The 25,888-nt window shown below is 70.7% G+C and carries 25 protein-coding genes and 2 pseudogenes; 11 read left to right on the top strand and 16 right to left on the bottom strand.

Features of this window, described 5'->3' with window-relative positions; genetic code table 11:
* Positions 1–53: 53 nt before the first annotated feature.
* A pseudogene (locus R6Y94_RS30895) lies at positions 54–222 on the top strand (IS5/IS1182 family transposase); the annotation flags it as partial.
* 88 nt (positions 223–310) lie between these two features.
* Here the strand turns inward: R6Y94_RS30895 and R6Y94_RS30890 are convergent.
* The 3 genes from R6Y94_RS30890 to R6Y94_RS45360 form a co-directional block, all read right to left on the bottom strand.
* Entirely contained in the window at positions 311–1,120 is an 810-nt protein-coding gene (locus tag R6Y94_RS30890; RefSeq protein WP_318399374.1) for a permease prefix domain 1-containing protein, read from the bottom strand.
* On the bottom strand, positions 1,117–1,449 hold the full coding sequence (locus R6Y94_RS30885) for a PadR family transcriptional regulator (protein ID WP_318399373.1): 333 nt from the start codon (positions 1,447–1,449) through the stop codon (positions 1,117–1,119). Before R6Y94_RS30885 ends, R6Y94_RS30890 begins: the two co-directional genes overlap by 4 nt.
* A 98-nt stretch (positions 1,450–1,547) precedes the next feature.
* Complete coding sequence (locus R6Y94_RS45360) at positions 1,548–2,165, bottom strand: Imm21 family immunity protein (RefSeq protein ID WP_412102926.1); 618 nt, start codon at positions 2,163–2,165, stop codon at positions 1,548–1,550.
* 113 nt (positions 2,166–2,278) lie between these two features.
* Here R6Y94_RS45360 and R6Y94_RS30880 point away from each other — a divergent pair.
* A pseudogene (locus tag R6Y94_RS30880) lies at positions 2,279–2,819 on the top strand (alpha/beta hydrolase).
* A gap of 585 nt (positions 2,820–3,404) precedes the next feature.
* Here the strand turns inward: R6Y94_RS30880 and R6Y94_RS30875 are convergent.
* Positions 3,405–3,896 (bottom strand): MarR family winged helix-turn-helix transcriptional regulator, encoded by a 492-nt coding sequence (locus R6Y94_RS30875; RefSeq protein ID WP_318399372.1) that lies wholly within the window; start codon positions 3,894–3,896, stop codon positions 3,405–3,407.
* Positions 3,897–3,990: 94 nt separating this feature from the next.
* Between R6Y94_RS30875 and R6Y94_RS30870 the strand changes: the two genes are divergently transcribed.
* Together R6Y94_RS30870 and R6Y94_RS30865 are read left to right on the top strand one after the other, a co-directional pair.
* Complete coding sequence (locus tag R6Y94_RS30870) at positions 3,991–4,815, top strand: SDR family oxidoreductase (RefSeq protein ID WP_318399371.1); 825 nt, start codon at positions 3,991–3,993, stop codon at positions 4,813–4,815.
* A 53-nt stretch (positions 4,816–4,868) separates the two neighbouring features.
* Positions 4,869–5,492: a flavodoxin family protein gene (locus R6Y94_RS30865; RefSeq protein ID WP_318399370.1), complete on the top strand. Its 624-nt coding sequence runs from the start codon at positions 4,869–4,871 to the stop codon at positions 5,490–5,492.
* A 121-nt stretch (positions 5,493–5,613) separates the two neighbouring features.
* On the opposite strand, the gene R6Y94_RS30860 is transcribed toward R6Y94_RS30865, so the two are convergent.
* The 3 genes from R6Y94_RS30860 to ngcE form a co-directional block, all read right to left on the bottom strand.
* Positions 5,614–6,528 (bottom strand): carbohydrate ABC transporter permease, encoded by a 915-nt coding sequence (locus R6Y94_RS30860; RefSeq protein WP_412102925.1) that lies wholly within the window; start codon positions 6,526–6,528, stop codon positions 5,614–5,616.
* Positions 6,525–7,433, bottom strand: coding sequence for a sugar ABC transporter permease (locus R6Y94_RS30855; RefSeq protein WP_318399369.1), 909 nt, complete (start codon positions 7,431–7,433; stop codon positions 6,525–6,527). Before R6Y94_RS30855 ends, R6Y94_RS30860 begins: the two co-directional genes overlap by 4 nt.
* 102 nt (positions 7,434–7,535) lie before the next feature.
* Positions 7,536–8,948, bottom strand: coding sequence for an N-acetylglucosamine/diacetylchitobiose ABC transporter substrate-binding protein (ngcE, locus tag R6Y94_RS30850; RefSeq protein ID WP_318399368.1), 1,413 nt, complete (start codon positions 8,946–8,948; stop codon positions 7,536–7,538).
* Between the two features lie 343 nt (positions 8,949–9,291).
* On the opposite strand from ngcE, the gene R6Y94_RS30845 reads away from it, so the two are divergent.
* On the top strand, positions 9,292–10,647 hold the full coding sequence (locus tag R6Y94_RS30845; RefSeq protein WP_318399367.1) for an acyltransferase: 1,356 nt from the start codon (positions 9,292–9,294) through the stop codon (positions 10,645–10,647).
* A 133-nt stretch (positions 10,648–10,780) separates the two neighbouring features.
* Here R6Y94_RS30845 and R6Y94_RS30840 read toward each other — a convergent pair whose 3' ends face one another.
* Entirely contained in the window at positions 10,781–12,103 is a 1,323-nt protein-coding gene (locus R6Y94_RS30840; RefSeq protein ID WP_318399366.1) for an aspartate aminotransferase family protein, read from the bottom strand.
* Between the two features lie 138 nt (positions 12,104–12,241).
* Between R6Y94_RS30840 and R6Y94_RS30835 the strand changes: the two genes are divergently transcribed.
* The gene (locus R6Y94_RS30835; RefSeq protein WP_318399365.1) at positions 12,242–13,591 is read left to right on the top strand and encodes a hypothetical protein; all 1,350 of its coding nucleotides are present in this window, start codon (positions 12,242–12,244) and stop codon (positions 13,589–13,591) included.
* A 22-nt stretch (positions 13,592–13,613) separates the two neighbouring features.
* Here R6Y94_RS30835 and R6Y94_RS30830 read toward each other — a convergent pair whose 3' ends face one another.
* Together R6Y94_RS30830 and R6Y94_RS30825 are read right to left on the bottom strand one after the other, a co-directional pair.
* On the bottom strand, positions 13,614–15,302 hold the full coding sequence (locus tag R6Y94_RS30830) for a PucR family transcriptional regulator (protein ID WP_318399364.1): 1,689 nt from the start codon (positions 15,300–15,302) through the stop codon (positions 13,614–13,616).
* A 92-nt stretch (positions 15,303–15,394) separates the two neighbouring features.
* The gene (locus R6Y94_RS30825; RefSeq protein ID WP_318399446.1) at positions 15,395–16,204 is read right to left on the bottom strand and encodes an RNA methyltransferase; all 810 of its coding nucleotides are present in this window, start codon (positions 16,202–16,204) and stop codon (positions 15,395–15,397) included.
* 127 nt (positions 16,205–16,331) lie between these two features.
* On the opposite strand from R6Y94_RS30825, the gene R6Y94_RS30820 reads away from it, so the two are divergent.
* The 3 genes from R6Y94_RS30820 to R6Y94_RS30810 are packed head-to-tail and all read left to right on the top strand — an operon-like array spanning position 16,332 to position 17,561.
* Positions 16,332–16,709 carry a VOC family protein gene (locus tag R6Y94_RS30820; RefSeq protein WP_318399363.1) on the top strand — a complete coding sequence of 126 codons (378 nt, stop codon included), beginning with the start codon at positions 16,332–16,334 and terminating at the stop codon, positions 16,707–16,709.
* Positions 16,702–17,106, top strand: a complete 405-nt coding sequence (locus tag R6Y94_RS30815; protein WP_318399362.1) for a metalloregulator ArsR/SmtB family transcription factor — start codon at positions 16,702–16,704, stop codon at positions 17,104–17,106. The genes R6Y94_RS30820 and R6Y94_RS30815 overlap by 8 nt, the downstream gene beginning before the upstream one ends.
* Complete coding sequence (locus R6Y94_RS30810) at positions 17,103–17,561, top strand: SRPBCC domain-containing protein (RefSeq protein WP_318399361.1); 459 nt, start codon at positions 17,103–17,105, stop codon at positions 17,559–17,561. The genes R6Y94_RS30815 and R6Y94_RS30810 overlap by 4 nt, the downstream gene beginning before the upstream one ends.
* Positions 17,562–17,784: 223 nt before the next feature.
* On the opposite strand, the gene R6Y94_RS30805 is transcribed toward R6Y94_RS30810, so the two are convergent.
* The 3 genes from R6Y94_RS30805 to R6Y94_RS30795 all read right to left on the bottom strand — a co-directional run bounded on the left by R6Y94_RS30805 (position 17,785) and on the right by R6Y94_RS30795 (position 20,441).
* Positions 17,785–18,564: a hypothetical protein gene (locus R6Y94_RS30805; protein WP_318399360.1), complete on the bottom strand. Its 780-nt coding sequence runs from the start codon at positions 18,562–18,564 to the stop codon at positions 17,785–17,787.
* A 285-nt stretch (positions 18,565–18,849) separates the two neighbouring features.
* Positions 18,850–19,962, bottom strand: a complete 1,113-nt coding sequence (locus tag R6Y94_RS30800) for an SPFH domain-containing protein (protein ID WP_318399359.1) — start codon at positions 19,960–19,962, stop codon at positions 18,850–18,852.
* A gap of 5 nt (positions 19,963–19,967) precedes the next feature.
* Positions 19,968–20,441 carry an NfeD family protein gene (locus R6Y94_RS30795; RefSeq protein WP_318399358.1) on the bottom strand — a complete coding sequence of 158 codons (474 nt, stop codon included), beginning with the start codon at positions 20,439–20,441 and terminating at the stop codon, positions 19,968–19,970.
* A 181-nt stretch (positions 20,442–20,622) separates the two neighbouring features.
* On the opposite strand from R6Y94_RS30795, the gene R6Y94_RS30790 reads away from it, so the two are divergent.
* Complete coding sequence (locus R6Y94_RS30790; RefSeq protein ID WP_318399357.1) at positions 20,623–21,996, top strand: serine hydrolase domain-containing protein; 1,374 nt, start codon at positions 20,623–20,625, stop codon at positions 21,994–21,996.
* Between the two features lie 73 nt (positions 21,997–22,069).
* Here the strand turns inward: R6Y94_RS30790 and R6Y94_RS30785 are convergent, their stop codons facing one another.
* A complete protein-coding gene (locus R6Y94_RS30785) occupies positions 22,070–22,888 on the bottom strand; it encodes a DUF3097 domain-containing protein (RefSeq protein WP_318399356.1) in 819 nt (272 codons plus the stop codon).
* A gap of 100 nt (positions 22,889–22,988) precedes the next feature.
* On the opposite strand from R6Y94_RS30785, the gene R6Y94_RS30780 reads away from it, so the two are divergent.
* The gene (locus R6Y94_RS30780) at positions 22,989–23,780 is read left to right on the top strand and encodes a hypothetical protein (protein WP_318399355.1); all 792 of its coding nucleotides are present in this window, start codon (positions 22,989–22,991) and stop codon (positions 23,778–23,780) included.
* A gap of 46 nt (positions 23,781–23,826) precedes the next feature.
* Here the strand turns inward: R6Y94_RS30780 and R6Y94_RS30775 are convergent, their stop codons facing one another.
* Both R6Y94_RS30775 and R6Y94_RS30770 read right to left on the bottom strand, forming a co-directional pair.
* Complete coding sequence (locus tag R6Y94_RS30775) at positions 23,827–24,606, bottom strand: HAD-IIA family hydrolase (protein WP_318399354.1); 780 nt, start codon at positions 24,604–24,606, stop codon at positions 23,827–23,829.
* A gap of 224 nt (positions 24,607–24,830) precedes the next feature.
* On the bottom strand, positions 24,831–25,859 hold the full coding sequence (locus R6Y94_RS30770) for a ferrochelatase (RefSeq protein ID WP_318399353.1): 1,029 nt from the start codon (positions 25,857–25,859) through the stop codon (positions 24,831–24,833).
* Positions 25,860–25,888 lie beyond the last annotated feature (29 nt).

Below are 25,888 nucleotides of genomic sequence, written 5' to 3'. Positions count from 1 at the left end.
TCACCGCATGGTGGCCGGATAGTGCGGGTCGCGGTAGAAGCGGATGCCGTGTTGGCTTCGCTGTTGGCCAACCACCGCCTGGCGGCAGTACGCGAGGTGATCGTCCTGCTGGCCGTCGTCGCCGACGACCTGAACCCCGCCACCGGGTTGGCGTCGCGGCTGGCATACACGACCGTCGACGGCACCCTCATCCCGATCGATCGGATCGCGGACCAGAAGCCGCGCTCTGTCCGCTCGTTCCCATTTTGACGACAGAAGTATTTTGCCCGTACCCGGCGCTTATGCGGCAGGCAAGGCCGCGACCGACAGCTCAGGCTCGGCGCCCCTGGGCGACGTACCCGCAGACAATGGCGACCGACGTCAACAGCGCCAGCCCACTAACGGTGATCTGATGCCACGAACCCGTCCACCACAGAGGTGTGCCACCACTGGCGCCGAATAGAGGCCGCCCGGACGGGGTGACCGGGTACTGCAGGAACAGCACGACGCCTGCAACGGCGAACAGCGCGGCGGCGAGGAGCGGGCAGCGCTGAGGCGCCGGCGGCAGGGCGGTGTTACGGATGGTCAGCCAGCGAGCCGTCAGCACGACCACGGCCACAAGCAGCGCGATTAGACCTATCCGCGCATAGGTATGCGTGGCAGCGACGCCGGCACCGCACGGGGCGATGGCGTCGGAGATGTCGGCCGGCACCCCGGGTCGCTCGGCGCACGATGGCAGTTGCTCGGGGTGCGCGCGCCGCAGCATCGCCACATCCAGGGCCTTGAGCAGAAATGTTGCGGCGAACAACACAGTGGCAAGCCCGGTGAGAAGCCAGGCGCCGGAGACCACCGGGGCGACGGCGAGGCCGCGCCGAGCACGGCGCAGATCGCCGGCGATGCGGTCCGGCGGCCCGAACCGCGTGACCGCGTTGCGTTCGGCTCGCTCTGCCGGCACACCCTGCGCCATCTCGTCGGCGACGGCGTCTCGCAGGTGGTCCTCAACCTCCGCCAGCAGTCGCCGGCCAACTGCTCCAGTTCCGGCCAGTTGGTCGAACATCTCGTCGAGGTGACGGGCGACCACGCCGACTGCTGCCGGCTCGTCCTGGTCGGACGCTTCCACGCGCTCTCCGTCACCCGTCACGCCGGCACCTCCGTAACGTCCGGTCCCAGAATGGCCTGTACGGCCCGTGCGAACGTGCGCCACTCGCGCCGCTTGGTTGTCAGCGCCGATACCCCGGACGGCGTAAGGCGGTAGACCCGGCGACGTCGAGACGCACCTGCGTCCCACTCGCTACTGACCAAGCCGTCGCGTTCGAGGCGGTGCAGTGCCGGATAGACGGTGCCCTCCGGAAGATCAAAGGTGCCATCGGATTGATCCCGCAACGCGACGATCAGCGCGTAGCCATGTGCTGGCTCAGTTCGGCGCAAGGTCCCGAGTAGCAGCAAGTCCAGATGCCCGCGCAGCTCCATGCCTAGCTAACCTAGGCATAGCCAATCTAGGTGTCAACCGCCGTCTGGGGTCCCCCATGCGTACGCGCTACAGCTGACGTGTTGACCAGGCCTCGTGGCTACGGCAAGAGCTGCACCACACCCACTGAGGTCCTTTCGTCCACCCGAGTGTGTACGGCGCGCACCCGCCACCGGGCCGCTGCGATCGGAACGGGTGCCTGCTCGGGCGTTCCGCCCTCAGGGTATGGAACGTACAAGTCGCTCCCCGCATCGACGGAGTCCATGAGGAGTGCCGGGCCGTCTGTCTCCCAGAAACCGCATTCGTGCCACTCGACAGCAGGATCACGGAGAACAGTGACGGCGGCCTTGATCAAGGCAGCGGCAGAGTCGGCTCCGAGCCAGCGGACGAAGGCCCGGTGCTGCGGTAGATAGGAAGTCGTGGCGGGTTCGTCCGCCAGGACAAGTCCTTGCCGCCCCTTCCCCCCAATCTCGATCGCCCCTGCCAAACCGTCCACCGCGCAGGCGCGGTCATAGTCGTCCGGCACTTCCGCGTCGCCGGCGGCAGACCTCACGCCGGTGCTGCCAGCCCACTCTTCCAAGGCCGAGACCGGCACCACGATCAGAGGACCACCTATCGACTCGACCCAAATAGGGGGAGACGGAGCTGAACTGGCTGACCTACACGAGGCGGTATCCACGACACCAAGTCTCCTCCCTGACCCATCGGCGGTCGTCATCCCGGACACCGGCACTGGGGTCGGTCACGAGGCGTAGCGGCTTCCAGGTGGATGGCGCGCACGGACGGCGGCATGACGGTGAAGCGCTGCGTGCCGGTCGCTACAGTCATCGAATGATCGCTGGAGTCATCGTCCCCGGACGCGGCTACGGTCCGCAGGCCCCTCTGCTCGACCTTGCCAGTGAGGCGCTCTCCGACCGTGACGTACCAGTAGAGACGGTGAGCTGGAGCGTCCCGGACGGCCTGCTTGGACATCGGGCCGGAACCGTTCGTTCGGGCGCACGTCTCTGCGGCACTACACCGGTTGGCCAGCGCGGTGCCCGCCGCGCAGCCCGTGATCATCGCAAAGTCGCTCGGCACCTATGCCGCCATGCTCGCGGCCGAACAGCAACTCCCAGCGATCTGGCTGACGCCGCTTCTGCATATCGAGGTCATAGCCGAGGCCGTCGGCCGAAACCCGGCGCCCACACTTCTTGTCGGGGGGACCCGCGACCCCAGTTGGCTACCTGACATCGCCGCAGCAACGAGCAAGAGGGTCCTCACCATCACCGGCGGCGACCACGGCTTGCGGCCACCCGGACCGCTACGGGCCTACACGCAAGCCCTCGGCGACGTCGGTACAGCGATCGAAGAATTCCTGTCCCAGCTCCCGTAGCCAGCACCGCTCTCCCGACTGCCGACAGCATCGACAGCACCGAGGTCAGGGTAGAGAGCTCTCATCGTGACTACCTCAACGGCCGGCGCACCTTTATCGCGGCAGAGTCATACAGTTGATCTTGAGCGGAAGCGGATTTAAATCCTGGTCGGCGCACCAGGTCAGGAAGACGCGTAGGTCGGAGCCGGTGTGCGACCGCGCGTCGCCTCGGTACCGACCGAGGTAAGCGGAACCGCCGCACGAAGAACCCGGCGATCAGGAGAGACAGCAACGAGATCTGAAGAGGGAGAGGCAGTCATGCCTCACGGTGCATCACCGTCACAATCAGTGCCAGCATCCGCCGGGCGGCGGATCCGCATGGGTCAGAATGTGCCGATGACGATCTCCGCTGACGACTCCGGTCCGGGCGGTCACCTCCATCGTCGACCGCGCCCCGGACGAGCACTGCGGGGGCGGGTTGGCGGCCGTGGACTCGGGTGACAAGTTCGACGATCACTTGAGATGCCGGGTTCTCCGTTGGCGGGTCCGTGGAGGGGCGGCAGTCGTAGCCGAGTAGGCGGCCTCGGCGCCTCACCCGGCTGGCCGTCACTGCGACGGCCAGCCCATCGAGATGAGCTTCGGCATGTCGACGATGCCGGTGGCGAGTGCTTCGCTGATTTCCCGTAGGGCCGCTCGCTGGTCTCGGGTGAGGCGGTCGAACAGTAGCGACCGAACCTGCTCGACGTGACCGCGAGCGGCTTGTCGGACCTTCTCCATGCCCTCGTCGGTGAGTTCCGCCAGCTGGCCCCGCGCGTCGGAGCGGGACGGCACTCGGCGGACCCAGCCGTCGCGTACCAGACGGTCGATCGCATGGCTCAGCCTGCTGCGGTCGAAGACGCACGCGGCCGCGAGGTCGGCCATCCGCATCGAGCGCCCGGGCGCCTCCGAGAGCCGGGTGAGGATCTCGTAGTAGGCGAAGGAAAGATCCGCGTCCTGCTTCAGCCCCTGCTCCAGCCGGTCGGACAGCAGCCGGCTGGCGAGCAGAAAGCTGCGCCACGTCCGCTGTTCCTCGTCGTCCAGCCACCGGGTATCCGTCATCACAACCTCCCGCCGATTGTTGAAACTTCAGCACTCGATGCTACCCTGGCGACCAGATGCTGAAAATTCAACTATCTTGAGGGAGGGATCTTCGATGAACCGCCTGGAAGGCAAAGTGGCGATCGTCACCGGTGCGGCCGGCGCTCTGGGTTTGGCGGGAGTGCGGGCGATGGCGGCCGAGGATGCGCGAGTCGTGATGATGGACCTGTCCACGACCGTCCACGAGCGGGCGAAAGAGCTCACCGAGGATGGCTACGACGTCACGCCCTACGTCGGTGACGTCAGCGTCGAGGACGACATCGCAGGCGTCGTGGCGCTCGCCAAGAAGACCTACGGACGGCTCGACGTGCTGTGGAACAACGCCGGACTGGTGTCCGCCGAGTGGATTCTCCAGGACACCGACGTGGTCGGCATCAGCCGTGACTACCTGATGCGGACCCTGGAGGTGAACACCGGCAGCGTCTTGCTCGGCAGCAAGTACGCCATCCCAGTGATGGCCGAATCCGGCGGTGGATCCATCATCAACACCTCATCGGTCCAGGCCGCAGGCGGAGACCTCGCACTGGTCGCCTACGGCACGAGCAAAGCGGCGATCAACTACCTGACGAAATCCGTAGCCACCTCCTTCGGCCATCTCGGCATCCGCAGCAACGCGCTGGCTCCGGGGCTGATCCCACCGCCCCCGTCAGCAGGAGGACCCGGCGGACCACACCGGCTCGAGGACGTAGCGCCGACAAAGCTCGTCCTGGACTCCCAGATGCTCAACGCTGTCGGACAGCCAACCGACGTCGCCAACGCCGTCGTGTTCCTCGCGTCCGACGAGTCGAAGTTCCTCACCGGCCAGCTCATCTATGTCGACGGCGGGGTGACCGGTCATCTACCGACACTCGCCGACCGTCGCAGGCTGGCCAGTACCTGAGCGCTCGCCCGCACTGCCACCAGAACCGCATTCGTCAAGAGAGAGGCCCACCCATGTCCAACCTCGTCAACCTTGCCGTGATCTACTACTCCGCGACGGGCACCGGCACGGCGATCGCCAAAGAAATCGCCGGCGCGGCCGAATCCGTCGGCGCCGCGGTTCGCGTCCGCAAGGCCGCCGAACTGGCGCCGCAGACCGCGATCGACTCGAACCCGCACTGGGCGGCTCACCACGCGGCCACCGCCGACGTGCCGACACCGAGCCCCGAGGATCTTACCTGGGCCGATGCCGTCGTCTTCGGCTCACCGACCCGATTCGGCAACATCGCCGCCCAGCTGAAGCAGTTCTTCGACACATTGTCGCCGCTGTTCCAGGCAGGCAGGCTCGCCGACAAGGTCTACAGCGGCTTCACCTCGACCGGAACCCGACACGGTGGGCACGAGTCGACCCTGCTCGCCATGTACAACAGCATCCACCACTTCGGCGGAATCATCGTGCCGCCGGGATACACCGACCCGGTCAAGTGGGTCGACGGTAACCCCTACGGCACCTCCCACCACGCGGTGCTGGGCCCCGACCTCGGCTCGATCGACGAAGACACCCGCAACGCCGCCCGCCACCAAGCCGAACGGGTCGTGCGGATCGCGCGGGCGCTCAAGCAGGGAAGCCCCGCCTGAGACATGGCCTCCGACCGGCAACCACCGACCACACCGTGGAAGCCAGCTCAGAAAGAAATCACCATGGCACGCATCTGGCATACGAACGACTGGGGGAAGTGACGCGCGTGCTACCCCTCGCCTACTTGAGCTGCCCAGCCGTCAGCCCGGACTGGATCTGGCGCTGGAACAGCACGTAGACGGCCAGCACCGGCAGCATCCCGAGGGTGAGCCCGGCGAACAACCCGCTGAAGTCGCCCTGGTAGCCCTGGCTGACCGCCAGCGCCGCGAGCCCCTGCGCGAGCACCCATTTCGACTCGTCCCCCTGCATCAGCACCTGGGGCAGGATGAACTGGTTCCACTGGCTGAGGAAGTTGAAGATGCCGATGCTGACCAGGCCCGGGCGGGCCATCGGCAGCATCACCCGGAAGAAGAGCCGGAAGTGTCCACAGCCGTCGATCAGCGCCGCCTCGGCGACCGAGGTCGGCAGGGTCCGGAAGAACGCGGAGAGGAAGAAGACCGTGAACGGCAGCGAGTAGGCGGCGTAGACCAGGATCAGCCCGGTCCAGGTGTTGAAGAGCCCGGCGTTGCGGACCACGAAGAAGAGCGGCACCAGGGCGAGGAAGACCGGGAACATCATGCCGCCGACGAACAGGTAGTAGAACACCTGCCGGAACCGGAACTCGTAGCGGGCGAAGACGTACGCGGCGGTGGCGCCGAAGAGCATCGTCAGGGTCAGCGAGCCGGCCACCACGACCGCGCTGTTCAGGAAATATTGCCCGATCCTGGCCTCGGTCCAGGCCCGCGCCCAGTTCTCGAAGCGCAGCGCGCCGGGCAACCCCCACGGGTCGCTGAGGATCTCGCCGTCGCTCTTGAACGAGCTGAGGAAGACCCAGAGCAGCGGCAGCGTGGTCAGCAGCGCCCAGAGCAGCAGGAAGCCGTGCGAGAAGACGTTCACCACGCCCCACTCGCGGCGGGGTGCCCGGTCACCGGGCCCGGACCGGCCGTCGGCGCCGACGGTGGGCGGAGCCGACGCGGGGGTGTCGACGGTCGTCACGAGTACTCGATTCGGTCCCGGCGGCTGGCGCGCAGTGCCAGTACCGCCACCGACAGGGTCAGGAAGAACATCACCACGCCGATCGCCGAGGCGTACCCGAACTTGGTCTCGCTGCCGAACGCCGTGTTGTACATCCGCAGGCCGATCACGTCCGAGGAGTGGTTGGGCCCGCCGTCGGTCATCTGCTGGATCAGGATGAAGCCGTCCAGCGCGGCGATGGCCAGGTAGATCCAGGCGACCTGCACGGTATCCCAGAGCAGCGGGATGGTGACCTTGGTCAGCGTGGTCCACCGGGAGGCGCCGTCGAGCATCACCGCCTCGTAGATGTCCTTCGGGATGGCCTGCATGGCCGCGCCGAAGAGCACCACGTAGAAGCCGACGTTGCTCCAGACCATCACCGCCAGCACCGCCCAGAACGCGGTACGCGGGTCGCCGAGCCAGGTCGGCGCGGGCAGCCCGATGCCGCGCAGCGTGGCGTTGAGCAGCCCGTTGTTGGGGTGGTAGACCTCCTTCCAGAGCAGCGCGATGATCACCACGGAGAGCACCTGCGGGAAGAAGTAGACCAGCTTGTACGCGCCGGAGCCAGGTACCCCGACCACGCCGGCGGTGCCGCGCCGGCCGCCCATGTTGAGCATGCTGGCGAAGAAGATCCCCAGCCCGATGGTGAGCACCGGCAGCAGCACCAACAGGATCGCGTTGTTCTTGACCGCGTTCCACAGCGCGCCGTCGCGCAGCAGGGTGGCGAAGTTCTCCAGCCCGACGTAGTCGGCGCTGGCCGAGTAGCCCAGCCAGTTGGTGGTGGAGATCTGGAACGCCTGGAGGTACGGCGAGAGTACGAAGATGCCGTACAGCAGTAGCGGCGGCACCAGGAAGGTGATGATCAGCGGATACTTGCCATGTTTCACGGAACCGACATCCTGCCCACTCCACGCGGGAAGACCTTCCCCGCGACGATCGCGCCGGAGGGGCCGACCACACCGGCCGACCCCCACGACGTCACCGACGACCTACTGGCGCTTGTACTTCTTCATGCTGCTGTCCCCGGCGATCTGGTCGGCGCCCTTCTGGCACTGGTCCAGGAACTCGGCCGGGCTGGTCCGGCCGCTGAAGAACTCGCCGCAGGCCGCGTCGACCAACTCCCGCTCCAGTTTGCGGTAGTAGTTGTTGTAGACCCAGTTGAAGCCGTTGCTGCCGGAGGCGTCCAGCGCCTTGACCACGCTGGTCAGCCCGAACGGCAGCTCGGCACCCTGGGTGGCGCCGGCCACCACGCTCAGGCTGGAGACCTTCTTGGCGAAGTCCTGGGCGCCCTTCATCGAGAGCATGGTGCGCAGGTATTCCAGGCCACCGGTCCGGTTCTTGGCCTTGGCCGGCACGATGAACGGCTCGCTGGCGGTGCCGCGCATCGCCTCGAACGGCAGCTTGTCGCCCGCGCCGAGGCTGGGCGTCGGCGCGACGGTCATGTTGAAGCCGGCCGGGGTGACCTTGGCCTGCTCGCTCTCCAGCCAGGAACCGCAGGAGATGAAGGCGGCCTTGCCCCGGCACCACTCGGTCTGCGACTGCACGTGGTCGAGACCGGGGCTGCCGGGCATGATGAAGCCGTCCTTGACGATCTGGTACCAGGCGTCCGCCGCCATCTTCATCGGCTCGGACTTCCAGGCGTTCGGCTCCAGGTTGTCGATCGCCTTCGCCACGTCCGGGCCACCGAACTTGATCGCCATCGAGATGACCGGCCAGCTCATGTACCGGGGGTGCTTGCCGGCGTACGTCCAGGGGGCGATGCCGGCGGCCTTGATCTGCCGGCACAGCGCGATGTGGTCGTCCCAGGTCTTGCCGTACTGCCAGCCGCGGTCGGCGAAGAGCTTGCTGGAGTACCAGATGCCGTACGCGGTGTACGCGTAGCTGAGCACCAGGAACTTGCCGTCGTACGACCCGACGTCGACCACGCCCGGCAGCAGGGTGTCCCGGACCTTCTTGCCCGGGATGTCGAGGCTGGGCGCGTCGAGCAGCTCGCCGAGGTCGGCCAGGGCGCCCTGCGAGACCAGGCCGTTGAAGTCGATCTGACCGGCGCCGGAGTTGTTCACCACGTCCGGCGGAGTGCCGTCGACGAACCGGGGCTGGAGGGTCTTGTTGATCTCCTGCGTCGCGGAGTGCTTGATCGTCGCCTTTGGATATTTCTCGGTGTACATCGCCTGGTGGGCTTTGGCATACTCTTCACCAAAACCACCATTGAAGATGACCACCTCGAGCGGCGCATCCTCCTTGACGCCGAGTGGGTTCTGCTCACTCTTCGTGCCTTCGAGCGACTCGCCGCCGCTGTTGTCGTCGCCGCCGCCGAGGGCGCAACCGGTCAGCAGGCCGGTGGCGGGGACGGCCAGCAGGCCGGCCGCGGCGGTACGACGGAGGATGTCACGCCTCTTCATAGCTTCTCCTCGGATCCGGTCCAGGTGGACGCCGCCGCCGGTTGGGGCGGCGCCCGCCAACGAGGCTCGGGGTCATCGGGTCGGGTGGCGCTGGCGGTGCTGGTGCTGGTTGATGCTGTCGGCGGCGCGCCGTCGACCGGTGGTGCGGGGCGGTGCCGCGTCGACAGGTGCGAACGCTTCGGCACACTGGTGCTTGTCTTCACTTAACACAAAGTTACTGAAGGATTCTTACGGAAGAGGGTGCCGGCAGCAAGCCCCGGCGGCCGAACCGTTACGGACCGGCAATCCACCCGGGTTGGCGCATAGCGCGGCGGCGGGCCGACGGAGTAGATAACCTGGCCACATGCGCCGCCTGCGGGAGATCGCCGGCCGCACGCCCACCCAGCGCGAGCGCTACGTCGACCTGCTCCGCGCGGTGGCGATCACCCTGGTGGTGCTCGGGCACTGGCTGATCGCCGTCCTCGACAACGACGACGCGGGGCGGCTGCGCGGCCACAACGCCCTCGAGGACATCACCTGGGCCCGACCGGGCACCTGGCTCTTCCAGGTCATGCCGCTGTTCTTCCTGGTCGGCGGCTACGCCAACGCCGCCTCACTGGAGAACCACCGGCGGCGGGGCGGCGACGCCGGTGGCTGGCTGACCGGCCGCAGCGGGCGGCTGATCCGGCCCACCACGGTGCTGCTGGTGTTGCTCGCCCTCGCGGCCCTGGGCGCCCGGCTGCTCGGCGCCGGCCCGACCCAGGTCCGCGAGGTCGTCTGGTACGCCACAGTGCCGCTCTGGTTCCTCTCCGCGTACCTCTGCGTGGTGCTGCTGACCCCGGTGACGTACGCCCTGCACCAGCGGTACGGCCTGGCCGTGCCGGTGGTGCTGCTCGGGCTGCTCACCCTCGGTGACCTGGCCCGGTTGCTCGGCGAGAGCCGGCTCGGGTACGGCAACTTCCTGTTCGGCTGGCTCGCCATGCACCAGGTCGGGTTCGCCTGGCGGACCGGCAGCCTGCCGATGCGTCCCCGGGTGGGCTGGCCGCTGCTGGTGGCGGGACTGACCGCGCTGCTCCTGCTGACCCTGGTCGGCCCGTACCCGACCAGCATGATCAACCAGCCGGGCCAGCGGATCCAGAACATGTCCCCGCCGAGCCTGGCGCTGCTCGCCCTGGCCACCGCGCAGCTCGGACTGATCATGCTGCTCCGCGCCCCGGCCGAGCGCTGGCTGCACCGGACCCGCCCCTGGACGCTGGTCGTCGCGGTGAACTCGGTGGTGCTGACCATCTTCCTCTGGCACCTCACCGCCGTGATCCTGCTGGCCGGCGCGCTGGACGCGCTCGGTGCGCTGCCCACCCCGCAGGTCGGCAGCACCGCCTGGTGGCTCTGGCGGATCCCCTGGTGGATCATGCTCGCCGTGGTACTGGCCCTGCTGGTCGCCGTCTTCGGCCGAATCGAGCTACGCGGCTCCCGCCGCCCGGCCGGCCGGCCCCGCGCTCTGCCGGCGGCGCTGTGCCGGACGCTCGCCCGCCCGCTGCCCCGGCTGCTGGTCGTCGTGCTCGGCTTCGCCGCGGCCGTGGTCGGGCTGTTCAGCAACAACGTCGCCCCGAAGAGCGGCGACTACCTGCTCGGCCTGCCCACCGGCGCCCTCGTCGCGTACCTCTTCGGAGCGGGCCTGCTCCGACTGCTCCGCTCGGTGCCCGCCGCTGGTCCGGACTGACCGGCGGCCAGGCAGCTCCCGCGCCGGCTCGGCGACTGGCCAGCTACCGTACGCGCCCGGCGAGCGCCCCGCCTCGGCCGTCCAGCGTGAACGTCGCCGGCGGGACCCGCTTCGACGGGCGACAGCCGTCCCGCTAGTGCGCCGGGTCGGCGACCGCCCCCGCCTCGGCATCGGCGAGCGCGACGGCCTCGGCGAGGATTCCCAGCGCCTCCCGAGCCTCCTCCTCGGTCAGCGTCAGCGGCGGACCCATCCGCACCACGTTGCCGTAGAGGCCACCCTTGCCGACCAGCAGGCCGCCCCGCCGGCACTCCTCGAAGACGCGGGCGGTGGCCGCCGGGTCGGGCTCGGTGGCGCCGGGCCGGACGAACTCGACGCCGAGCATCAGCCCCCTGCCGCGTACCGCGCCGACGATCGCGTGCCGGTCGGCGAGCTCGCGCAGTCCGGCGAGCAGTACCGCGCCGACCCGGGCCGCGTTGGCCTGGAGGTCGTGCTCCAGCAGGTAGTCCAGCACGGCGTTGCCGGCCGCCGTCGAGATCGGGTTGCCGCCGAAGGTGGAGAACGAGACCGCGTGCACCTCGTTCAGCACCTCGGCCCGGCCGACCACCCCGGCCAGGGCGAAGCCGTTGCCGATGCCCTTGGCGAAGGTGAGCAGGTCCGGGGTGACCCCGTGCGCCTGGTAACCCCAGAAGTGCTCCCCGGTACGCCCCCAGCCGGTCTGCACCTCGTCCGAGATGAGCAGGATGCCGGACTCGTCGAGTACCTTCTTGAAGGCGCCGAAGAGCCCGTCCGGCGGGGCCACGAACCCGCCCACCCCCTGGATCGGCTCGGCGATCAGGCAGGCCACGTCCCCGCTGGTCTGGGTGGCCAGCACCTCGCGCAGGTCGTCGACGGCCGCCTCGACGTACTCGTCCGGGCCGAGCCGGGACAGCAGGCCGCGCAGCCGGTCGGCGGAGTGCAGCCAGCTCACCTGGAGCGGGTTGAGGCTGCTCGCCGACCAGCTCCGGTGGCCGGTGATCCCCATCGCCGCGTACGACCGGCCGTGGTAGCTGTTCCGCACCGCCAGGATCTGGTTCGACCGCCGGTGGTTGGTGGCGACCAGCAGCGCCGCCTCGTTCGCCTCCGTGCCGGAGTTGGTGAAGAAGACCCGGGCATCCGGGATGCCGGAGAGTGCGGCGATCTTCTCGGCCAGCTCGACCTGCTGCCGGATCAGATAGAGGGTCGAGGTGTGCACCACCCCGGTGCCGAGCTGGCGCCGCACCGCCTCGTTCACCTCGGCGACGTCGTAGCCGAGCATGTTCGTCAGCACCCCGCCGAAGAAGTCCAGGTAACTGCGCCCCTGCGCGTCGGTGACCCGGCGACCGGAGCCGGCGACGATCTCGATCGGCTCGGCGTAGTACAGCGGCATCCAGGACGGCATAACGGCCCGGTGCCGCGCCAGCAGCTCGTCGGTGGTCATGGTTCTCAACCCCTCACCGGTGGGAACGCGGACCCCTGCACGCTCCCACCGCGCGGGGACGCCGGACAACTGCCACTCTGTCGGGCACCGGGGTCCCGACATTGACATGCCGTCAACCCGGGCGGACTACTATTGCCTGTGCCCAACGGACAGCTCCGGCGGATGGACGCCTTCTCCTTTCCGGCCCACTCCTTCGACCCGGCCACCGGGGAGGCGGCCCTCGAATACGCGCTGACCGGCCCGGACGGCGAGCTGCGGTTCACCGAACGGATCACCTTCCCCCGGCCGGAGACCCCGCCGTCGCCGGCGGCCCTGGCCACCTTCGGCCGGGTGTTGGAGCTGCTGCACCTGGTCGCCGGGGTGAGCTACTACAAGGTCGCCGCACCGCCCCGGCTGGTCCTGCCGGCGCCGCTGGGCGAGCAGGCCGTCGCGCTGGTCACCGCCGTCTACACCGCCGGCCTCGCCGAGTACGCCTACCGTAACGACCTGCCGCACGTGCTGGAGCTGACCCCGGAGGTGCCGTCCGGGCGGGTCGCCGAGCCGGTCGGGTGGGACAACTCGGAGCGCCGGCCGCTCTCCACGGTGGGTGGTGGCAAGGACTCCATCGTCAGCCTGGAGGCGCTGCGCCGGGCCGGTTTCGACCCGGTGCCGTTCTCGGTCAACCCCAACCACATCATCGTCAGCGTCAACGACGCCTCCGGGCTCACCCCGCTGGCCGCCCGGCGCCGGCTCGACCCGGCGCTGATCGAGCTGAACGCGGCCGGGGCGCGCAACGGGCACATCCCGGTCACCGCGATCAACTCGCTGATCGCGGTGGCCACCGCCGTACTGCACGGGCTGGGCCCGGTGGTGATGTCGAACGAGCGCTCCGCCTCCGACCCCAACCTGGTCTGGCACGGCGTCGAGGTCAACCACCAGTGGTCCAAGGGGGTCGAGGCGGAAGGGCTGCTCCGGGCGGCGCTGGCCGGGCACGCCGGGCTGACCGAGCCGTACTTCTCGCTGCTGCGGCAGCTCTCCGAGCTGCACATCGCCCGGCTCTTCGCCCAGTTCAGCCGGTACGACGACGTGGTGACGAGCTGCAACGCGGCGTTCAAGCTGAGCGATCCCAGCGACCGGTGGTGCGGGAACTGCCCGAAGTGCCGGTTCATCTTCCTGGCGCTGGCCCCGTTCATGCCCCGGGCCCGGCTGGTGCAGATCTTCGGCGCCGACCTGCTGGCCGACCCGGCCCAGTCCGCCGGCTATCTCGAACTGCTCGGCATCGACGCGCACAAGCCGTTCGAGTGCGTCGGCGAGGTCGAGGAGTCGGTGGTGGCGCTCGGCCTGGTCGCCGAGCACCCGGACTGGCGGGACGCCACCGTGGTCCGCACCCTGCTCGATGCCGTCCCGGCCGAAGCCTGGACCGCCGCCAACGCCACCGACGTGTTCACCCCGGCCGGCCCGCACTTCGTCCCGCCGACGTACGCCAAGGCGCTGACCGTGATCTCCTGAACCACACGGCGGTCCGGGCGGTTCATCCGTCCCGGACGGCGTCCAGGGCGAGCAGGGCGACGTGCAGCGACAGACAGTCGTCCACCGAGTCCAGGTCGACCCGGAGGATCCGGGAGATCCGGGCCAGCCGCTCGTAGAAGGCCGGCCGGGACAGGTGCGCCGCCGCGGCGGCGGCCGACTTGTTCCGGCCGCTCTCCAGATAGCCGCGCAGCGTGCCGAGCAACTGCTCCCGGGGATGTTCGGCGTCGTGGGTCAGCAGCGGCCCGAGTTCGCGCTCGACGAAGGTCTGCAACCTCGGCTCGTCCCGGAGCAGGTGCAGCAGCCCGGCCAGCCCGACCTGGGGCAACCGGTACACCGGCAGGTCCCGTCGACCCCGGCGGGCGGCGTCGGCGACCTGGCGGGCCTCGATCAGCGACCGCCGGGCCTCCCGTACGGTGCCCACACCCGAGCCGGCTGCCACGATCACCGCACCCGGTGCGCCGTACGGCCGGACGGCGGTCGGGCCGGCGTCCAGGCGTACCCGGTCCAGGGCCGCCGCGAAGGCGGCCAGCGCGCGCTCCTCGTCCCCGGCGTCCCGCAGCGCCAGCACGGCACCGACCGCCTGGTCGTCCAGGGTGCTGGCCAGCCCGCTCAGCTCGGCGTCCCGGAGCGCCTGGCTGACCGCCTCGGCCAGGTCCCGCAGCCGGGCCTGCCCGGCCGGGCCGCCCGCCGCAGCGCCCGCGCCCGCCTCGTCGGCACGGTACCGGACCACGACCCCGACCAGGTGCCGCCGGTCCAGGGGTACGCCGAGGGCGCGGGACCGCAGCGCCACCTCGTCGACCGGCCGGGTGTGGTCGAGCAGCGCGGTGAGCAGGGTGCGATGGATCTGCCGCTCCAGCCCCTCGGCGTCCCGCCGGATCAGCCGGCCCAGTGCCAGGGTGGAGGCGGCCCGCTCGATCAGGATCGTCAACCGGGTCGACGGGCCGCTGGACGCCCCGGACGGCAGCTCACCGGTCGGCCAGCGCAGCAGCAGCCGCCCCCAGTCCTGCCCCCGGGCGCCGACGGTGGTGTAGAGCCAGCCGGCGTCCGGGTCGTAGCCGGTCCGGCCGGTCGAACGGATCCGCCGGGAGTGCTGCTCCCAGCCCCGCAGCAGCAGCTCGGCGCTCTCCCCCGCCGGGTCGTACGCCAGCACCTGCCGGGAGAGGTTTTCCAGGATCACCGGGTAGCCGGCCAGTACGGCGGCCTGCCGGACCACCTCGGCCGGCTCGGCACCCTCGACGGAGAGTTCGGTGAACCGCTGGTGGATCTCCTCCGTCGCCCGCAGCTCGGCGAGCTGGGCATCGACGATCAACCCGTGCACCGCCTCGGTGATCCGGACGAACGGCGTCACCCGGCATAGTTCGACCAGCGGCAGGTTGCGGCGCTCGGCCGCGGTGACCATCGCCCGGGGTACCGCCGCCGGATAGCGCCGGCCCAGCTCGACCAGGAGCCCGGAGACCCCGACGTCGGCCAGCTCGCCGATGAAGGCGCGCAGCCCGGCGTCGTCGCCGGGCAGGCCGATCCCGGTGGTGAGCACCAGTTCGCCCCCGCTGAGCAGGGCGGCGATGTCCGGCACCTCGGCGGCGTGCACCCACCGTACGAGCCGGTCCAGCCCGGCCGCGCCGGCGACCACCCGGGGGCCGCCGTGCCGGACCGGGTCGAGGGCCAGCACCTCACGCACGGTAGGAAACACGGGCTCGACGGTACCGCCCGGGGCGTGCCCGCCCGGCCCGCGCCGCCCGGCTACGGCGGATCGACTACGGCGGATCGGCTACGGGGGATCGGCTACGGGGGATCGTCCCGACCCAGTTCCCAGAACGCGACGGCGGCGGCCGCCGCGACGTTGAGCGAGTCGACGCCGCGCCGCATCGGGATGACCACCCGGGCGTCGCTGGCGGCCTGGGCGGCCGGGGTGAGACCGGCACCCTCGGCCCCGAGCAGCAGCGCGGCCCGGTGCCGCTGTGCCGGGGTGAGCCGCTGGATCGGCACCGCGTCCGGGGCCGGCGTCATGGCGAGTACGGCGAAGCCCGCCGCCCGCACCTCTGCCAGCCCGGCGGGCCAGCGGCCGAACCTCGCGTACGGCACCGCGAAGACCTCGCCCATGCTGACCCGGACACTGCGCCGGTAGAGCGGGTCGGCACAGGTCGGCGAGAGCAGCACGGCGTCCACCCCGAGCGCGGCGGCGCCCCGGAAGATCGCACCGAGGTTGGTGTGGTTGTTGACGTCCTCCAGCACCACCACCCGGCGGACGTCCCGGAGCACCTGCGCCACGGTGGGCAGCTCGCGACGGTGGAACGACCCGAGTACGCCCCGGTGCACGTGGAAGCCGGTGGCCCGCTCCAGCACGGCCTGGCTGGCGGCGTAGACCGGTGCGTCGCCGGTCACCAGGTCGCCGAGCTGGTCCACCCGTTTCGCGTCGACCAGGATGGAGCGGGGCCGGTAGCCGGCCCGCACCGCCCGGCGCAGCACGAGTTCGCCCTCGGCGATGAAGAGACCGTTCGGCGGTTCCCACCGGGTACGCAGCTCGACGTCGGTGAGCGCCCGGTAGTCGGCGATCCGGGGGTCCTCCGGATCGGTGATCACTTCGGCGGGCACGGTGGTCGGTGCGTCGGACACGGCGCTGATTCTTCCCCCGTCCCCACGCCACGGCTCGGGCGACCCCGACAGGTAGGAGATTTCCTACCCTTGACTGGTAGGGCATCGCCTACCTATTGTCTTCGGCATGGCTATCACGCAGATCCAGTTACTCTCGCTGCCGGTGACCGACCAGGACCGGGCCCGGGACTTCTACGTCGACACCCTCGGCTTCGAACTGCTCGGCGACAACCGGATGGCGCCGGACCAGCGCTGGGTGCAGGTGGGCCCGAAGGGCGCCCCGACCTCGATCACCCTGGTCACCTGGTTCGACACCATGCCGCCCGGCTCGGTCAAGGGACTGGTGCTGGAGACCGACGACCTCGACGGCGACGTGGCCGACCTGACCCGCCGGGGCGTGGCGATCTCCGGCGGCATCCAGGACGCGCCCTGGGGCCGGTTCGTCAGCTTCGACGACCCGGACGGCAACGGCATCGTGCTCCAGGCGACCGCCGCCCGTGGCTGAGGTCGACGTCTTCACCGCGGTCGCCAACCCGACCCGGCGGCAACTGCTCGGCCTGCTGCTGGACCGGGGCGAGCGGCCGGTGCAGGAGTTGGCCGACCACTTCGACATGCGCCGGCCGAGCCTGTCGGAGCACCTGCGGGTACTCAAGGACGCCGGCCTGGTGGTCGAGCACCGGGCCGGCCGGCAGCGGCTCTACTCGCTCCGCCCGGAGCCGCTGCGGGACGTGGCCGAGTGGCTGACGCCGTACGAGCGGTTCTGGCGGGAGAAGCTCGCCGGGCTCCGCGACCTGCTCGACGCGATGGGCGTCGAGGAGGGCACCGACGGCCCGCAGCAGACCGCGGCCGTGACATCCGAGCAGGGCCGGGCTTCCGGCGAGCAGGAGGGGAAACAACGATGACCGAGCGCGGTGTGGTCCGGGCCGACCAGTATCTCGCGCATCCACCCGGACGGGTCTGGCAGGCGCTCACCGAGCCCGACCTGCTGACCCGGTGGTTCATGCCGAACGACTTCAAACCGGTGCCGGGACACCGGTTCACCTTCCAGACCATGGCCCGGCCGGACCAGGACTTCGACGGCGTGGTGCACTGCGAGGTCCTGGAGGTCGAGCCGGAACACCGGCTCCGGCTCTCCTGGAGCGGCGGGCACCTGGAGACCACCGTCACCTGGACGCTGGCCGCCGAGGGGCGGGGCACCCGGCTCTTCGTCGAACACGCCGGGTTCGACCCCGACGACCCGGTCCAGCAGCACGCCTTCACCATCATGTCCGGCGGCTGGCGCGGTATGGTCTTCCGCCGCATCGCGGAACTGCTGACCGAACTGGACGGCCCGGCGGAGCGCGAGCCGGGCCGGTAGCGCCGCTGCGGGACGGGCGGACAATCCGACAGGGACGGGACAGGCCTCTCCGGCGGGTTTGGACAGGACTGCAGGTCCGGACAGGACGGTCGGGTTGTCCCGGCCGGACAGGACGGTCGGGTTCCCCGGCCGCCCAGGAGACGGTCGGGTTGTCCCGGCCGGACAGGATGGTGGTCGTCGGGTTCCCCGGCCGGCCAGGAGACGGTCGGGTTGTCCCGGCCGGTCAGGACGGGGCGGGGCCGGTCGTGGCGGGGCCGAGCCCGCCACCTGCCGGCGCGACACCGAGGCCGCCGCCGGAGACCCTCGCCGCCACCGCGCCGGCCGTACCTGGACGGGTCAGCGCGGCCCGGCCGACCGCCGGCACCAGCCGCCGGGCCCGCCAGGCGATCCCGATGCCGGCGGCGAGCACGAACATGGCGCCGAGGGCGTGCAGTGCCGAGGCCAGCATCCCGCCGACGCCGAGCAGCGGAGCCGCGATCATCAGCAGTACGCCGTCGGACTGGCTGAACACTCCGGACCGGTGCAGCGCCAGACCGGTCAGCCACCAGCCGAGGGAGTAGAGCACTCCGCCGCTGACGGCGATGACCTGGCCCGCCCTGCCGAACGCCGCCGTGGAATCCGGCAGCCCGCCGAACGGGAGTACCAGCATCGTTCCGGCGACCGCGACCAGCAGGCCGGCCGTACCGGCGCGCCGGGTGCGGGTGGTGACCAGCAGGCTGGCCAGCGCCATCAGTGCGAGCAGACCGAGCCAGAGCGCACCGATCCAGCCGAGCAGGTGGGCCGGACGCTGCTGGGCGAGGAACGGGGCGTTCCCGGCGCCGACCAGGGTCACCGAGCCGTACACAATGGCATAACCGGGCAGTGACCAGACGGCGAGCCGGGCCAGCCGGCGTAGCGACCAGGCCCAGCTCACGTCGCTGGCCGGTTCGCTGGTGCCACGCTCCACCACGAACGGCAGGAAGCCGAGGCCGCCGTACGGCCAGCGCCCGGAGACCGGGTCCACCGCGCCGCCGGCGCCCGGTCCGACGCCGGCTGTCCGCTTCGGCGCAGTCGGCGGCTCTACGGGCGCGGAATCACGCTTGGGGTTCGAGGGGTGGTTTTCCGGTTTCGAGGGGTGGATCACGCGCCGTCACCTCGCTCAACGTGCTGCGCGGGCGGGCGCGGGCGCGATCCGCTTCGACGCCCCGCTCCTTCACACCACCCGTCGCTAGACCGATCGTGTCAGGTGTCGGGGCGCCGCGCGGACGCTTTGCTGGAATAAGCCGGACAGGGCCGGGACGTGGGCCGGTCAGCCGCGCTCGGGCTGCTTATCCACAGTGGAGTCGCCGAGCAGGTTGGCCGGCGGGACCGGTTCCGGCGCCGGCAACTCCTGGATACCGGTGGGCCGGGACGTCACCTGCGCCTCGGCGGCGCGTACCTCGGCGTTGACCTCCTGGGCCGCCTCGGCCGCCGCCCGGGCCGCCTCCGCCGCCTCGCGCTCGACCGCACCGGCGTCGACCCTCGCCCGGGGCTCGTCGCCGACCATCTGGCTGAGTCCGCCCAACGCGCCGCCCAGCCCTTCGAGCGCCTTGTTCAACTCGGCGGGCACGATCCAGACCTTGTTGGCGGTCCCGTTGGCGATCTGCGGCAGCGCCTGGAGGTACTGGTACGCCAGCACCTTCTGGCTCGGGTTGGCCTGGTGGATCGCGTCGAAAACCGTACGGATCGCCTTGGCCTGGCCCTCCGCCTGGAGGATTCGGGCCTGCCGGTCACCGTCGGCGCGGAGCACCGCGGCCTGCTTCTCGCCCTCGGCGGAGAGGATCTGCGACTGCTTGTGCCCCTCGGCGTTCAGGATCGCTGCCCGGCGGTCCCGCTCGGCGCGCATCTGCTTCTCCATCGAGTCGCGGATGCTCGGCGGCGGCTCGATGGCCTTGATCTCCACCCGGGTCACCTTGATGCCCCACCGTCCGGTCGTCTCGTCGAGTACGCCGGAGAGGTGCCGGTTGATCTCCTCCCGGCTGGTCAGCGCCCGCTCCAGGTCGAGCGAGCCGATGACGTTCCGCAGGGTGGTCACCGTCAACTGCTCGATGGCCTGGAGGAAGTTCGAGATCTCGTAGGTCGCCTTCACCGAGTCGACGACCTTGAAGTAGAGCACCGTGTCGATCGAGACGACCAGGTTGTCCGAGGTGATCACGGGCTGCGGTGGGAAGCTGACCACCTGCTCCCGCATGTCGACCTTGGTGCGTACCGCGTCGATGAACGGCACCAGAAGGTTGAGGCCGGGGTGGAGCGTGCGCTTGTACTTCCCGAGCCGCTCGACCACATCCTGACGCTGCTGGGGGACGATCCGCACCGCCCGGATCAGCGTGACCACCACGATCAGGGCCACGGCAGCCAACAATATGCCCATCACAGTATCCATACCGCTCACCTCTTTGTATCGGGCTGCTCATCAGTAGCGTCGAAATCCTCGTGCCACACCAGCGCGGTCACACCCTTGACCTCGATCACCCGCACCCGGTCGCCGGGGCCGAACACCTGGGTCGCATCGTAGGAACGGGCGGTCCAGATCTCACCATCGATCTTCACCACCCCGCTGTTGGCGTCCACCCGTTCGAGCACCAGCGCGGTGCTCCCGGCGATCGCCTGCACGCCGAACGGCTGCTCGTCGCCGGTCAGCGCGGACTGGCGGTGCCGTTGGATGACCGGGCGGGCAAAGACCAGGGTCAACGCCGAGACGGCGGCGAAGACCACCGCCTGGAACGCCAGCGGGGCGCCGAGGGCGGCCGCCCCGGCCGCGGCGAACGCCCCGACCCCGAACATGACGAGGAAGAGGGTCGTCGTGAAGATCTCCGCAACGACCAGCACGACGCCCAATACGATCCACAGGAGCGGCTCCACACGTCGATCCTGGCACGCCCAGGCACCTAACGGCGACCCGCGATCGACGCACCTAGATCTCGCATGCCGAGATCCGGGCAATCGGCGTTCCCGACGCACAGGTCCAGCCCGGTTCCGCCCCGCACGGTCCGGTTCGGATAATTCAGTCCGGTTCCCGTACCCGAGTCCCAGGAGGCAGCCAATGGCCGCCCTGCCGCCGGAGTCCGGCCTACTGCCGGAGACCGCCCGCCGGATCGACGCGCTCGTCGCCCAGGCCCAGGCCGCCGGCCGGGCGCCCTCGCTGATCCTCGGGGTGCTCCGGGCCCCGGCCGCCGCCGGACCCGGTCCGGGCGGCGGGCTCGTGCACGTCGCCACGGCCGGCGAGACCCCACCGCCGGCCCCGGACGTCCAGTACCGGATCGGCTCGATCACCAAGACGATGACCGCGGTACTGCTGCTGCGCAAGCGTGACGAGGGACTGCTCGACCTGGACGATCCGCTGGACCGGTACCTGCCCGGCAACCCGGTCGGGGGCGTCCGGCTGCGTCAACTCCTCGGCCACGCCGCCGGCCTGCAACGCGAACCGGACGGCGAGTGGTGGGAACGCTCCGCCGGTGCCGGCCTGGACGCCCTGCTGGCCGGTCTGACCAGCGACAAGCTGGCCTTCCCGGCACACCGCACCTTCCACTACTCCAACCTGGCGTACGGGCTGCTCGGGGCGGTGCTGGAGCGGGTCACCGGGGAGTCGTGGTGGAAGCTCGTCCGGTCCCGGCTACTCGATCCACTGGGGATGGTCCGCACCTCCTACCAACCGGCCGAGCCGTACGCCCGCGGCTACGTCGTACATCCCTGGCACGGCACACTGCGCGAGGAGCCGCGTACCGACACCGGGGCGATGGCACCGGCCGGGCAGCTCTGGGCCAGCCTGGCCGACCTGGCCCGGTGGGCCGGCTTCCTCGCCGACCCGGATCCGGAGATCCTGGCCCCGGACACCCTGGCCGAGATGTGCGTTCCGGTGGCGATGGCCGATCTGGACGCCTGGACCGCCGGGTACGGGCTCGGCGTGGAACTGCACCGAATCGGCGAACGGGTGTACACCGGGCACGGCGGCTCGATGCCCGGCTACGTGGCCACGCTCTCGGTGCACCGGCCGTCCGGCACCGGCGTTGTCGGCTTCGCCAACGCGTACGGGCTGCGCGCCGGATCAGTGCCGGTGCTCGGCCGGCAGGTGCTCAGTACGGTGCTCGACGCCGAACCCCTGCCGGTCCGGCCCTGGCGTCCGGCGACCGCACCGCCGGCCCCGGAGATCGCCGAGTTGACCGGCCGCTGGTGGTGGATGGGCCGGGAGTTCGAGATCGCCTGGGAGCCGAACGCCGAGGAACTGGTGGTCACCCAACTGCCGGTCGGTGCCGCACCGCGCTGGCGGTTCGGCCGGGACGCCACCGGGCGCTGGCAGGGCCGCTCCGGCATGAACGACGGTGAGATCCTCGCCGTCCGGCGCGACCCGGCCGGTGCGGCCACGGCCCTGGACATCGCCACCTTCGTCTTCACCCGCGACCCCGACCGCCTCGACTGAGCCGGCACCGGAGGTTCGCGGAGAACGTCTCCGTCGCGCACCGGCACGCCGCCTTGCCGATGGCGGGTGGCGGTCAGGGCGCGGACGGTGCCGTGACGAAGTCGATGAGCCGTTCCATCGCGTTGATCAGGGGTGTCTCCACGTCGTGGAAGTTGTCCACCCGGGCGAGGATGCGCCGCCACATCTCGGCGGGCTCGGCAACCCCGAGGGCGGCACAGACGCCCTCCTTCCACGGCCGTCCCGGCGGCACCACGGGCCACGCCCGGATGCCGAGCGCCGACGGCTTCACGGCCTGCCACACGTCGACGTACGGGTGGCCGGTGACCAGCATGTCCGGCGAGGTGACCGCCGCGACGATCCGGCTCTCCTTCGAGCCGGGCACCAGGTGGTCGACGAGCACACCCAGCCGCCGTCCCGGCCCCGGGCCGAACTCGCGGACCCGAGACGCGAGCGCGTCGATGCCGTCCAACGGCTCCACCACCACGCCCTCGATCCGCAGGTCGTCGCCCCAGATCCGCTCCACCAGCGCCGCGTCGTGCACGCCCTCCACCCAGATCCGGCTGGCCTTGGCCACCTGGGCGGGTACCCCGGCGACCGCCACCGATCCGGAGGCGGTCCGCCGGCGCGGCGCCGGTGCCGCCGACGGTGCCGGCCGGCGCAACGTCACCGGCTGCCCGTCGAGCAGGAACGCCGCCGGCAGCAGCGGGAAGTTGCGCCGCCGGCCGTGCCGGTCCTCCAGCACCACCGCACCGGACTCGAAACCCACCACCGCGCCGCAAAACCCCGAATCGGCGTCCTCGACCACCAGGTCGGCCTCGGCCGGCACCTCCGGTATCACCTTGCGCCGCCGCCAGTCCCCGGCGAGCACGTCGTCGCCGTACATCCTCCCCATGGAAGGCGACGGTAGCCGCTCGCGGCCGGCCGGTCGGCGTTGACGCGCCGCCGGGCCCGCACCCGAGACAGCCGACACAGGAAGCACGTACCCTAGCCGCATGTCCCCCGCAACGGGCGCGGCGACTCTCGTGGCGCGCCGGTCCAGCCGCTTTGTGGCCTGGGTACGCGCATGGCGTGCCGGGCTGGTGCCGTACGACGAGATCGCCGACGAGATCGCCGCCGGTGAGGAGCACCTCGTCGCCGACGCCCCCGGCGCCTGGACCGACATCCCGCTGCGCGACGCGCTCTCCGCCTTCTCCAAGCTCTCGCCCGACGAGATCCGGCTGGTGCTGCCCGCTCCCGGCGATCCGCGCGGGCTCCCCGGCCCCGGCCCGTTCGCCTCGGCGGCCCTGCTGGCCGGCGAGGCGGTGGTGGCCCGCGGCCTGGGTGTGATTCCCGAGGTACGCACGCACACCAGCGGGTCCGGCGTGACGTTCGAGACGGTGCTCTGGCGGGTCTATCCGCTGCCGGAGACCGCTCCGGCCGCCTCGCTGGGCAATCCCGGTGCGGCCGAGGCCGAGGCCGAGCTGGCGGTGACCCTGGCCGAGGCGACCGCGGCGCTGACCCGGCTCGACGTCGCCCAGTGGCGTCCGGAGCTGGCCGGTGCGCTCGCCGCACTGCGCCGCCCGGACAACGGGATGGACCTGCCGCCCGGCTTCGACCCGCGCTCCCGCCGGCTGTTCGCCCGGGCCAGCGTGCTGGACCAGGTGCTCGCGCTGGCCGAGCACGCCGCACCCGGTGGTTCGGTCAACGGTTACGAGGCACAGCAGCGCGACGCCGCGCTGCGCCCGCTCACCGCCGCCTGCCGACGGGCGGTCGTGGCCGCCTGCAACGCCCCGCTCTCGGCCTGACCCCGCCGGCACCACTCGGTTGTCGGCGGACCGGCCGGGGCCGGACTCAGATCTCGTCGATCAGGTCGGCGACCGAGGAGATGATCCGGGACGGCAGGTACGGGTAGCGTTCCGCCTCGGCCCGGGTGCTGATCCCGGTCAGCACCAGCACGGTCTGCAACCCGGCCTCCAGCCCGCAGAGGATGTCGGTGTCCATCCGGTCACCGATCATCGCGGTCGTCTCGGAATGCGCGTCGATGGTGTTCAGCGCCGACCGCATCATCATCGGGTTCGGCTTGCCGACGAAGTACGGCTCCACCCCGGTCGCCTTCGAGATCATCGCCGCCACCGAACCGGCGGCCGGCAGGGCACCCTCGGCGGACGGGCCGGTCGGATCCGGATTGGTGCAGATGAACCGGGCCCCGCCGTCGATCAGCCGGACCGCCTTGGTGATCGCCTCGAAGCTGTACGTCCGGGTCTCGCCGAGCACCACGTAGTCGGGTGCGAAGTCGGTCAGCACGTACCCCACGGCGTGCATCGCGGTGGTCAGCCCGGCCTCCCCGATCACGTACGCCGTGCCGCCGGGGCGCTGGTCGGCCAGGAACTGTGCGGTGGCCAGCGCGGCGGTCCAGATCGCATACTCGGGGACGTCGAAGCCCATCCGGTTCAGCCGGGCCTGGAGGTCCCGGGCGGTGTAGATCGAGTTGTTGGTGAGGATCAGGAATGGCTTGCCCGAGGCGCGCAGTGCCCGGACGAACTCGGGCGCGCCCGGCACCGGCTGGCCCTCGTGCACCAACACCCCGTCCATGTCGGTGAGCCAGCTCTCCACCGGCTTCCTGTCACTCATGCCGGCACTCCGCTGCGCTCCGTGCCGCCATGAGGCACATCCACACCGAACTGGCCGATTCGCTCGCTACGCTCACTCATGCCGGCACTCCGCTGCGCTCCGTGCCGCCATGAGGCACATCCACACCGAACTGGCCGATTCGCTCGCTACGCTCACTCATGCCGGCACTCCGCTGCGAACGGCGTGCGGGCTGCTCTCGTTCATGACTCTCCTACCGGGTGGGGTCAGGGGCGCCGGACCGGCTGGCAGCAACCGGCCGGGCAGGTGTCCCAGGCGGGCAGCGTACCCAGCCGGCGTCGCGCCGCCGTGTCGGCCGGGTTAAGCCGCTCGGTCACCAACTCCCGGACCATCGCCACGAACCTCGGGTCGGTGCCCGGGGTACCGGCCCGGACGAAGTCGAGGCCGAGCTGCTTGGCCGTCGCCGCCGCCTCGGTGTCCAGGTCCCAGACCACCTCCAGATGGTCGGAGACGAAGCCGACCGGGCTGACCACCACCGAGGAGACTCCGTCGGCCGCGAGCGCCCGCAGGTGGTCGTTGACGTCCGGCTCCAGCCACGGCACCTGGGGAGGGCCGGAGCGGCTCTGCCAGACCAGGTCGTACGGCAGGCCGGGGGCGGCCCGCTCGGCCACCAGCGCGGCGGTCTCGCGGAGCTGGGCCTCGTACCGGCCGCCCTGCGGTCCGGCGGAGGCGGCCATCGAGACCGGGATCGAGTGGGCGGTGAAGACCAGCCGGGTGCTCTCCCGCCGGGCCGGGTCGAGGGTGGCCAGCGCGTTGGCCAGCGCGTCGGCGTGCGGCTCGACGAACCCGGGATGGTCCCAGTACTGCCGCAGCTTCTCGATCCGGGGCGCGTCCGGGCCCACCGCCGCGCGGGCGGTCGCGATGTCCTCCAGGTATTGCCGGCAGGAGGAGTAGCCGCCGTAGGCGCTGGTCACGAAGCCGAGAGCCGAGGTGACGCCGTCGTCGCGGAGCTGGGCCACAGTGTCGGCGAGCATCGGATGCCAGTTGCGGTTGCCCCAGTACACCGGAAGGTCGAGCCCGTGCGCGGCGAAGTCGGCGCGGATCGCGGCGAGCAGGTCCCGGCACTGCTGGTTGATCGGCGAGACGCCACCGAAGTGCTGGTAGTGCTCGGCGACCTCGGCCAGCCGGTCCGGTGGCACGTTCCGCCCCCGGGTGACATTGGCCAGGAACGGCAGGACGTCCTCCGGCCGTTCCGGGCCACCGAACGAGATCAACACAACGGCGTCGTACGACATGCCACCATTGTTCCCACCCCGGCCGAGCC

The organism is Plantactinospora sp. KLBMP9567, from assembly GCF_033446045.1.
Lineage (GTDB): Bacteria > Actinomycetota > Actinomycetes > Mycobacteriales > Micromonosporaceae > Plantactinospora.
Note: the sequence above shows the minus strand (reverse complement) of the source record. Positions and strands in the feature narration are given on the sequence as shown.